Genomic DNA, 8,758 nt, shown 5'->3' with positions numbered 1-8,758 from the left:
CCGAAGCCCCCGCCCGCCCCGTCAATGCGCCGGCAGCCGCTCCGACTCACGTATCAGCGCCGCCAGGACAGGCGCGATCAGGGGGTGTGCCTCGGCGCCCCGGCGGGTCGCCGCGAAGACGCGGCGGGTGGCGGCCGGGCCGGTTACCGGGCGGACCTGGACCTCCTTGAGGTCCATGCCCCGGAGCGCCGAGCGCGGGACGAGGGCCACCCCGGCGCCCGCGCCCACCAGTGCCGTCACCGCGCGGAAGTCGTCGGAGGAGTGCGCGAACCGGGGCTGGAAACCGGCCAGTTCGCAGGCGAGCAGCGTCACGTCATGGCACGGGTTGCCGGGATACTGGCCCACCCAGTCCGCGTCGGACAGGTCCGCCAGCGACACCGCGGGCGAATCCGCGAGGGGGTGCCCCGAGGGCAGCACCGCGTCGAAGGGCTCCGCGTACAGCGGCAGGACCGACAGCCGGGCGTCGTCGGCCCCCGGGCCGCCCCGGTACTCGACCGCCAGGGCCACGTCCGCCTCGCCGTCGAGCAGCAGCGGCAGGCTCTGGTCACCCTCCGCGTCCCGCACCCGCAGCCGGATCCCCGGGTGGTCGAGCGCGAGCCGGGCGATCGCCGGGGCCAGCACCTCCGCGATCCCGGTCGCGAAGGCGGCCACGGTGACCTCGCCGGCCGAGCCCCCCGCGTAGGCCGCGAGTTCCGCTTCCGCCCGCTCCAGCTGCGCCAGCACCTCGTGGGCGTGGCCGAGCAGGATCTCACCGGCCGCCGTGAGCCGTACGCCCCGCCCGCTGCGGGTGAGCAGGGCATGGCCCGTCTCCTGTTCCAGCGCCGCGAGCTGCTGGGAGACGGCGGAGGGGGTGAGGTAGAGGGCTGCGGCCGCGGCGGTCACCGTACGGTGGTCCGCCACGGCCCGCAGGATGCGCAGCCGGCGGGGGTCGATCACCCCTCCATTGTCTCAGCCGGCGGACGTGCCCAGCGCCGCCCGGGCGTCGATGAAGGCCGCCACCGCGCGCTCCACGTCGGCCGTGGAGTGGGCCGCCGAGAGCTGTACGCGGATCCGCGCCGCGCCCATCGGAACGACCGGGTAGGAGAAGCCGATCACGTAGACCCCGCGCTCCAGGAGCAGCTCGGCCATCCGGGCCGCCTCCGCCGCGTCGCCGATCATCACGGGGGCGATGGCGTGGTCGCCGGGGAGGACCTCGAAGCCGGCTTCGGTCATCTTCGTACGGAAGAGGGCGGTGTTGGCGGCGAGCTGCTCGCGCAGGTCGCCGGCCGACTCCAGCAGGTCGAGGACCTTGAGGGAGGCCGCCGCGATGACCGGGGCGAGGGAGTTGGAGAAGAGGTACGGGCGCGAGCGCTGGCGCAGCAGCTCGACGATCTCGGCGCGCGCGGCGACGTAGCCGCCGGAGGCCCCGCCGAGCGCCTTGCCGAGGGTGCCGGTGATGATGTCGACGCGGTCCATGACCCCGTGCAGCTCGGGGGTGCCGCGGCCGCCGGGGCCGACGAAGCCGACGGCGTGCGAGTCGTCGACCATGACCATGGCGTCGTAGCGCTCCGCGAGGTCGCAGATCTCCGCGAGGGGGGCGACGTAGCCGTCCATGGAGAACACGCCGTCGGTCACGATCAGGCGGCGGCGGGCGTCCTGCGACTCCTTGAGGCGCATCTCCAGCTCCGCGAGGTCGCGGTTGGCGTACCGGTAGCGACGGGCCTTCGACAGCCGGATGCCGTCGATGATCGAGGCGTGGTTGAGGGCGTCGGAGATGACCGCGTCCTCGGCGCCGAGCAGGGTCTCGAAGACACCGCCGTTGGCGTCGAAGCAGGAGGAGTAGAGGATCGTGTCCTCCTGGCCGAGGAACGCCGACAGCCGCGCCTCCAGCTCCTTGTGCACCTCCTGCGTACCGCAGATGAAGCGGACGGAGGCCATGCCGTAGCCCCAGCGGTCGAGCGCGTCCTTCGCGGCGGCGACGACCTCGGGGTGGTCCGCCAGCCCCAGGTAGTTGTTGGCGCAGAAGTTGAGGACCTCGCCGGGGGCTCCGCCCGCGGTGACGGCGACGGCCGCGTTCTGCGGGGTGCCGATGACGCGCTCGGGCTTGTGCAGGCCGGCGGCGCGGATCTCGTCGAGGGTGGTGCGCAGGTCCTCGCGTACGGACTCGAACATGGTGGGCTTCTCCTTGTGCGGCGGAGGGAGACGGACGAAAGACGGACGAAAGGGGGCCGGGCCCCGCGGAGGGGGGAGGGTGTGCGGGGCCCGGCCGGAGGGAGATGGTCTGTGGATCGAAGGCGTCGGCGGTCGGCCGTCGCCGTCGGCCGGGGCGGTGGATCAGCGTCGCCGTCAGGGCCGTCAGGGCCGTCAGGGCCGTGACGGCCGCGATGGCCGCGATGGCCGCGATGGCCGGTCCACCGGGGCAGCCCCTACGCGGTCCAGTCCAGGATGATCTTGCCGCTGCGGGCGGTGGATGCCTCGTCGAAGGCGGCCTGGAAGTCGCGGTGCGAGTAGCGGCCGGTGATGACCGGGGACAGGTCGAGCCCGCCCTCCAGCAGCACGGTCATCGCGTACCAGGTCTCGAACATCTCACGGCCGTAGATGCCCTTGATGGTGATCATCGAGGTGACGACCTTGGCCCAGTCCACCGGGAACTCCTGCGCGGGCAGGCCCAGCATGGCGATCCGGCCGCCGTGCGTCATGTTGTCGATCATGTCTCGCATGGCCTCGGCGCGGCCGGACATCTCCAGGCCGATGTCGAAGCCCTCGCGCAGGCCGAGCTGCGCCTGGGCGTCGGCGATGGAGGTCTCCGCGACGTTCACCGCGAGCGTGGCGCCCGCCTTCCGGGCGATCTCGAGGCGCTCGGGGCTGACGTCGGTGATGACCACGTTGCGCGCGCCGGCGTGCCGGGCCACGGCCGCCGCCATGATCCCGATCGGGCCGGCGCCGGTGATCAGCACGTCCTCGCCGACGAGCGGGAAGGACAGCGCCGTGTGCACGGCGTTGCCGAACGGGTCGAAGATCGCCGCCACGTCGAGGTCCACGGCGGTGCGGTGCACCCACACGTTCTGGGCGGGCAGGACCACGTACTCGGCGAAGGCGCCGTCGCGGCCGACCCCGAGCCCGATCGTGCTGCGGCACAGGTGGCGGCGCCCGGCCAGGCAGTTGCGGCACTTGCCGCACACCAGGTGGCCCTCGCCGCTGACCAGCGCGCCGATCTCGATGTCCCGTACGTCCGCGCCGAGCGCCGCGACCTCGCCGACGAACTCGTGGCCGAGGACGAGGGGGGTCTTGACCGCGCCCTGCGCCCAGCCGTCCCAGGCACGGATGTGGAGGTCGGTTCCGCAGATGCCGGTGCGCAGCACCCTGATCAGCACATCGCCGGGGCCGTACTCGGGCTCGGGGACGTCCATGAGCCACAGCCCGGGTTCGGCCTTGTGCTTGACGAGTGCCTTCATGGGGGTGGCTCCAGGCATGCGGAAGGGGGCGCCGCGAGCGTGCGGGCCCGTACGGCGTCGGTGACGGGCACCAATCTGCCGAGCGGCGTGGTGATCAGTCCATCGAGACTTTCTTAAGCGGGTCGACAGCGCAGCTTCACGCCTATGCTCCTCCCGTGACGGGGCCGGGTGCCGGGCCGGGGAGGCCCGGAGGAACGGGGAGGTGAGGGGCGTGCCGAGTCTGCGCAGCAGGGCGCTGTCGGCGGCGCTGATCGCGGCGGGACGGCGAAGACGGTTCGGGAGCGCCGAGGCGGTGCGGACCCGGGTGGCGCAGGCAGCGCGCCGGCCTGCTTCGCACCTGCCGCCGCGCTCGCTGGGCCGGGTCGCGGAGATCTCGCGGACCTTCGTCGGGGCCTGGCCCGTGTACGACGTGTCCCCGCGCGGGACCGAGCCGGCGTCCCAGGTGCTGTACGTGCACGGCGGCGGGTACATCGGCGAGCTGGTCCGCCCGCACTGGTCGATGATCCGCACCCTGGTCACGCGGGCGGGCGCGCGGGTCGTCGTACCGGCGTACATCCTCGCCCCGCGCGGGACGGCCGACCGGACGGTCCCGGTCGCCGCCGACCTCCTCAGCGGTCTGATCGAGGGCGGCGGCGCCGGCGGGACGGTGCTCATCGGGGACTCGGCCGGGGCCGGGCTGGCGCTGGCCGCCGCGCAGCGGCTGCGCGACCGCACGGGGGCGCAGCCCTCCCGGATCGTGCTGATATCGCCGTGGCTGGACGTGACGATGAGCCATCCGGACCAGGCGGGCATCGAGGCGGCCGATCCCCTGCTGGCCCGCCCGGGGCTGCGGGAGGCGGGGCGGCTGTACGCCGGGACCCTGGCCGCCGACGATCCGCGGGTGAGCCCGCTGCGGGGGTCCTTCGGGGGGCTGGCGCCGCTGACGGTGTTCACCGGGACCCGGGACGTGCTGAGCACGGACAGCAGGGAGCTGCTGCGCCGGGCGCGGGCGGCGGGCACCGAGGTGGAGTTCCACGAGGAGGCCGGGCTGCCGCACGTCTACCCCCTGCTGCCGGTGCCGGAGGGGCGGGCGGCGCGCGAGCGGATCGTCGAGCTGGTCCGTGCGGCGGCCGAGCTGTGATCCCCGGACATCGCGCTACGCGGTGCAGGTCATCAGCGAGCTGACGGGCCAGGCACGGTACGCCGTCCAGTACGCCTCGTCGCGGACCGGGTCGGCGGGCGGAGTGCGGCTCGGCTGCCAGCCGACGGTGGCGAAGCCCGCTTCGACGGCTGCTTCGGCGAGGTCGGCGTGGGCCCATTCACGGAACTCGAAGGGGACCGGCGGCTCCGTCAGGAAGTGCGCCTTCAGCAGCGGTGCGTCACCCTCCTGGACCCGGTCGAGGATGCGGACCCCGAACGGGGACCAGTCCACGCGCGGGAACGCCCCCGCATTGGGGACGATGGCGAGGAGTTTCCCCCCGGCGCGCAGATTGGCTCGGGCGGACCGGAACATCGCGTGCAGGGAGTTGCGGTCGGGCGCGTAGTTGAAGAGGTAGACGGCGGTGGCAAGGTCGAAGGGGCCGAGGTCGGGGAGGCCGGCGGCGTCGGCGACGAGGTACTCGATGCTGCCCGCCGGCTCCTCGGCCGCCTCGTGCTCGCGGGCCAGTCTGATCATCTCCTCCGAGATGTCCACGCCGACGGTGCGGCGGGCGCCGCCGCGGGCCAGCAGCCGGGTGTTGTAGCCGTATCCGCAGGCCAGGTCGAGGGTGTCGAGCCCCCGTACCCCGCCGAGCGCGTCGAGGGCGCCGAGGAGGGTGTGGGTGTCGGCCGCCGAGAACGCGGCCGTGCTCTTGGACTCCGCGAAGCGCTCGCCGATGGTGTCGTACTGGTACCGCATGCTCTGCCTTCCGGTGGCCTGCCGGGGGTGGGGGACGCGTGCGTATCGTGCCCCGCGGCGCGTCCGGGGGACGGCCCGTACACCCGTGCGTCCCCCGGACGAGGGAAGCGGTCGGCCTATCGCCGCCGCTCGCGCCGCCGCTCGCGCCGCTGTTGGCGTACCGGTATGACGGGGACCGGCGCGATCGGCACCGGCCGGGAAGGCCCGTACGCCGGCCGGCCGGAACAGGAACAGGAACAGGATCGGGAGCGGGAGGAGGCGAAAGAGCACCCGGCGCCCGACCCGGGCCGAACCCGTCCCGGGCCTCTCCCGGCCCGCTCCGCTGGTCCTGTGTGCCTGCGTACTGGTCGCCCAGGCCATGGTCGCGGCCGTCAACCTGCTGATCCCGCAGCTCGCCGCGTCAACCCTGCGGCCGAGCCCCGGCCAGCTGCTGTGGGCGGTCGACTCGTATGTGATCGTCTTCGCCGCGCTGCTGATCCCGGCCGGCGCGCTCGGCGACCGGTACGGCCGCAAGGGAGCCCCGCTCGGCGGCCTCGCCTCGTCCCGCTGACCATCGACATGGCCCTGGTACCCCGCTTCGGCGCCCGGCTGCAGGAGCGCACCGGGCCCCGGCTGCCCGTCGGTGCCGGGCTCGGCCTGATCGGGGCGGGGCTGCTGCTGGTCTCCACGGCCGACGCCGGCACCCCTTACGCCGTGTACGCGCTGTACCTGCTGGTGCTGTCCGTCGGGACCGGGCTGTGCGCGCCCGCGCTGACCCTGACGGTGGTCGCCGAGCTGCCCGCGCACCAGGCCGGGCTCGGCTCCGGGCTCAACACCGCGGCCCGCGAGATCGGTGCCGCGCTGGGAGTGGCGGTGGTCGGCACGGTCCTGGCCTCCCGCTTCCACGGGGACCCGCGGGACCCGGCGCAGATCGCGGCCTTCACCGACGCGACGGGGGGCGGCGCTGCGCACGGTGGCCGTGGTGCTGCTGCTGGCCTCGGCCGCCGTGGTGGCCGGGTACCGGAGCACCGCGCCGAAGGGGTAGCGCACGGCCCGGGGCCGGGATGCAGTGCACACCGCCGAGGGCGCATGCTGGCGTTGTGACGGCGAGACCGGACAACAACGGCCCCGCCCCCGACGCCACGGCCCAGGCGGTCGCCCGGGCCACTGTCGATGTGGTGGCGGCCGTCGGCGGGTACGCGGGAGGGGTCTACCTGCGCTCCGGCACCCCGGATCTGCTCCTTCTGGCCGCCATCACGGGGCTCCCGGCGCCGCTGTTCCGGCCCTGGCAGCGGATGCAGGTGAACCGCCCGTACCCGGTGGCCGAGGCGTTCCGCTCCGGGCAGGCGGTGCACCTGTCCGACGCGGAGTCGGCCATGCGCCGGTTCCCACAGCTGATGGCCGGGATGCCGTTCCCCTTCGCGTCGCTGTACCAGCCGGTCACCGCGGGCCGTGAGCGGTTCGGGGTGCTGTTCGCGCTGCGCCAGGTCACCCCGGGGCTGCCGGTGGCCACCCCCGACCGGGAACGGCTGCGCGAGAGGGCGGACCGGCTGGCCCGGGACCTGGCGGCACTGGCCGCGGCCGGGGCGCCGGTGGTCTGGGAGAGCGCCCCGGTGGCCGTGTACATGCCGTCGGCACCCCCAGCGCCCGCCGGAGCGGCCGGATCCGCCGGAGCCGCCGGGGGCGCCCGGGAGGCCGTCGACCGTCTGACGCAGGCCGTGCTGTCCGCGGACCGGCAGGGCCGCATCGGCTTCGTCAACACCGCCGCCGAGGAGCTGTTCGGCACTACCGGGTCACGGCTGCGCGGGCAGGTGCTGTGGGAAGCGCTGCCCTGGCTCGGACATCCCGCGTACGAGGACCACTTCCGCGCGGTGTTCCTGTCCACCGAGCCGGTGCACTTCGCGGCCCGGCGCGGCCGGCACCCGACCGGCGAGTGGCTGTCGGTGGACCTGTACCCGGCGCCCGACGGGGTGACCGTGACGATCAGCGCCACCCCGGAACCCACCTACGCGCCGCCGTCCGCGGTCCGCCCGGGTGCGGGCCTGGGCTCACCGGCGGACCGGGCCTCCGCGCTGTACCGGCCGGTGGCCCTGGCCATCGCGCTGACCGAGGCGGTCACGGCCCGCCAGGTGTCGGCGGTGGTGACCGAGGAGCTGCTGCCCGCCTTCGGCGGCCGCCAGCTGGCGATCTACCTGCTCGACGAGCGGCATCTCCACCTCGCCTGGGAGACCGGTTTCCCGAAGGGGTTCCTCGACCAGTTCGACGGGGTCGCGCTCGACGTGCGGCTGCCGGGCGTGGAAACGCTCACCTCGGGCCGGCCCCTGTTCTTCGAGTCGATGGAGCACCTGGCCGCCGCCTACCCGGGGCTCCCGCTGGACGCCTCGGTCGGCGCCCGCGCCTTCCTGCCGCTGATCGCCTCCGGCCGGCCGGTCGGCTCGTGCATCCTCGGCTTCGACCAGCCGCGCGGCTTCAGCCCGGAGGAGCGTACGGTGCTGACCGCGCTGGCCGGGTTGATCGCCCAGGCGCTGGAGCGGGCGCGGCGCTACGACAGCGAAGCGGCGCTCGCCCGGGGGCTCCAGGCGGCCCTGCTGCCGCACCGGCTGCCCGTGCTCGAGCACGTGCAAACCGTGGGCCGCTACCTCCCGGGCACCGCCGGGATGGATGTCGGCGGCGACTGGTACGACGTCATCGAGACCGCCGCGGGGCCGCTGGCCCTGGTCATCGGGGACGTCCAGGGCCACGGCGTGTCGGCGGCCGCCACCATGGGGCAACTCCGAAGCGCGGTACGGGCGTTCGCGCTCACCGGAAGCACGCCGGAGCAGGTGATGAGCGGCACGAACCAGCTGCTCATCGACCTCGATCCGGGCCAGTTCGCGAGCTGCTGCTACGTGGTCCTCGACCCCGTGTCGGGAGCCGCCGCGGCCGTCCGGGCCGGGCACCCCCAGCCGCTGCTGCGCCATCCCGACGGCCGGACCGAGGTACTGGACCTGGCAGGCGGGGTGGTGCTCGGCATCGACCCGCAGGCCGTGTACCCGGTCACGGAACTGCGGCTGGCGACGGGCTCGGTGCTGGCCCTGTACACGGACGGGCTGGTGGAGGTGGCGGGCACCGACATCGACCTCGGGGTGGAGCGGCTGCGGATGGCCCTGGCGGGTGCCAGCCCGACCCCGCTGACCGAGATGGCCGACCGGCTGATCGCCGAGGCGGGCAGCGCCTTGGACCGGCCGGACGACACCGCCCTGCTGCTGGCCTCCCGAACCTAGTCCCGGACTTCGCAGGTCACCCGATCGTGAAGATCAACCGGTCGCGATCGGTCGCCATCGGATAGTTGACGCCGTGCGGTCTGTCACGGCTGGGCCAACGCGGCCGAGATCGGCCAACGATCTTGAGTTGAGGCGTTCCTAACGGGTGACCTGCGAAGTACGGGCCTAGTGCTGTGACCGGAAAGGTTCACCGGGTCGCGACGCTC

Annotated in this window: 8 protein-coding genes; 4 read left to right on the top strand and 4 right to left on the bottom strand. The window is 74.1% G+C overall.

The features are described from left to right. Nucleotides 1–21 precede the first annotated feature (21 nt). The 3 genes from J7E94_RS33775 to tdh form a co-directional block, all read right to left on the bottom strand. Entirely contained in the window at nt 22–936 is a 915-nt protein-coding gene (locus tag J7E94_RS33775; protein WP_215020639.1) for a LysR family transcriptional regulator, read from the bottom strand. 12 nt (nt 937–948) lie between these two features. Then, entirely contained in the window at nt 949–2,151 is a 1,203-nt protein-coding gene (locus J7E94_RS33770; protein WP_215020638.1) for a glycine C-acetyltransferase, read from the bottom strand. 254 nt (nt 2,152–2,405) lie between these two features. Beyond that, entirely contained in the window at nt 2,406–3,434 is a 1,029-nt protein-coding gene (gene tdh / locus J7E94_RS33765; protein ID WP_215020637.1) for an L-threonine 3-dehydrogenase, read from the bottom strand. 211 nt (nt 3,435–3,645) lie between these two features. On the opposite strand from tdh, the gene J7E94_RS33760 reads away from it, so the two are divergent. Then, entirely contained in the window at nt 3,646–4,554 is a 909-nt protein-coding gene (locus tag J7E94_RS33760; protein WP_308345640.1) for an alpha/beta hydrolase, read from the top strand. A 15-nt stretch (nt 4,555–4,569) separates the two neighbouring features. On the opposite strand, the gene J7E94_RS33755 is transcribed toward J7E94_RS33760, so the two are convergent. Next, nucleotides 4,570–5,310, bottom strand: coding sequence for a class I SAM-dependent methyltransferase (locus J7E94_RS33755; protein WP_215020635.1), 741 nt, complete (start codon nt 5,308–5,310; stop codon nt 4,570–4,572). A gap of 358 nt (nt 5,311–5,668) precedes the next feature. Between J7E94_RS33755 and J7E94_RS35235 the strand changes: the two genes are divergently transcribed. Genes J7E94_RS35235 through J7E94_RS33745 form a run of 3 tightly spaced genes read left to right on the top strand, consistent with a single transcriptional unit; the run spans nt 5,669 to nt 8,552 of the window. Continuing rightward, complete coding sequence (locus J7E94_RS35235) at nt 5,669–5,860, top strand: hypothetical protein (protein ID WP_251057631.1); 192 nt, start codon at nt 5,669–5,671, stop codon at nt 5,858–5,860. Between the two features lie 8 nt (nt 5,861–5,868). Beyond that, nucleotides 5,869–6,393: a hypothetical protein gene (locus J7E94_RS33750; protein WP_251057630.1), complete on the top strand. Its 525-nt coding sequence runs from the start codon at nt 5,869–5,871 to the stop codon at nt 6,391–6,393. Next, nucleotides 6,354–8,552: a SpoIIE family protein phosphatase gene (locus tag J7E94_RS33745; RefSeq protein WP_215020634.1), complete on the top strand. Its 2,199-nt coding sequence runs from the start codon at nt 6,354–6,356 to the stop codon at nt 8,550–8,552. Before J7E94_RS33750 ends, J7E94_RS33745 begins: the two co-directional genes overlap by 40 nt. The last annotated feature ends 206 nt before the right edge of the window (nt 8,553–8,758 follow it).

The sequence above is a fragment of the Streptomyces sp. ISL-94 genome, from assembly GCF_018614075.1.
In the GTDB taxonomy this organism is placed as follows: Bacteria; Actinomycetota; Actinomycetes; order Streptomycetales; family Streptomycetaceae; genus Streptomyces.
This window is presented reverse-complemented; position numbering and strand designations above follow the sequence as displayed.

Excerpts from the sequence above, each read along its gene's own strand:
- J7E94_RS33770 (WP_215020638.1), bottom strand. The coding sequence starts at position 2,151 with ATGTTCGAGTCCGTACGCGAGGACCTGCGCACCACCCTCGACGAGATC.
- tdh (WP_215020637.1), bottom strand. The coding sequence starts at position 3,434 with ATGAAGGCACTCGTCAAGCACAAGGCCGAACCCGGGCTGTGGCTCATG.
- J7E94_RS33755 (WP_215020635.1), bottom strand. The coding sequence starts at position 5,310 with ATGCGGTACCAGTACGACACCATCGGCGAGCGCTTCGCGGAGTCCAAG.
- J7E94_RS35235 (WP_251057631.1), top strand. The coding sequence starts at position 5,669 with ATGGTCGCGGCCGTCAACCTGCTGATCCCGCAGCTCGCCGCGTCAACC.
- J7E94_RS33750 (WP_251057630.1), top strand. The coding sequence starts at position 5,869 with ATGGCCCTGGTACCCCGCTTCGGCGCCCGGCTGCAGGAGCGCACCGGG.
- J7E94_RS33745 (WP_215020634.1), top strand. The coding sequence starts at position 6,354 with ATGCAGTGCACACCGCCGAGGGCGCATGCTGGCGTTGTGACGGCGAGA.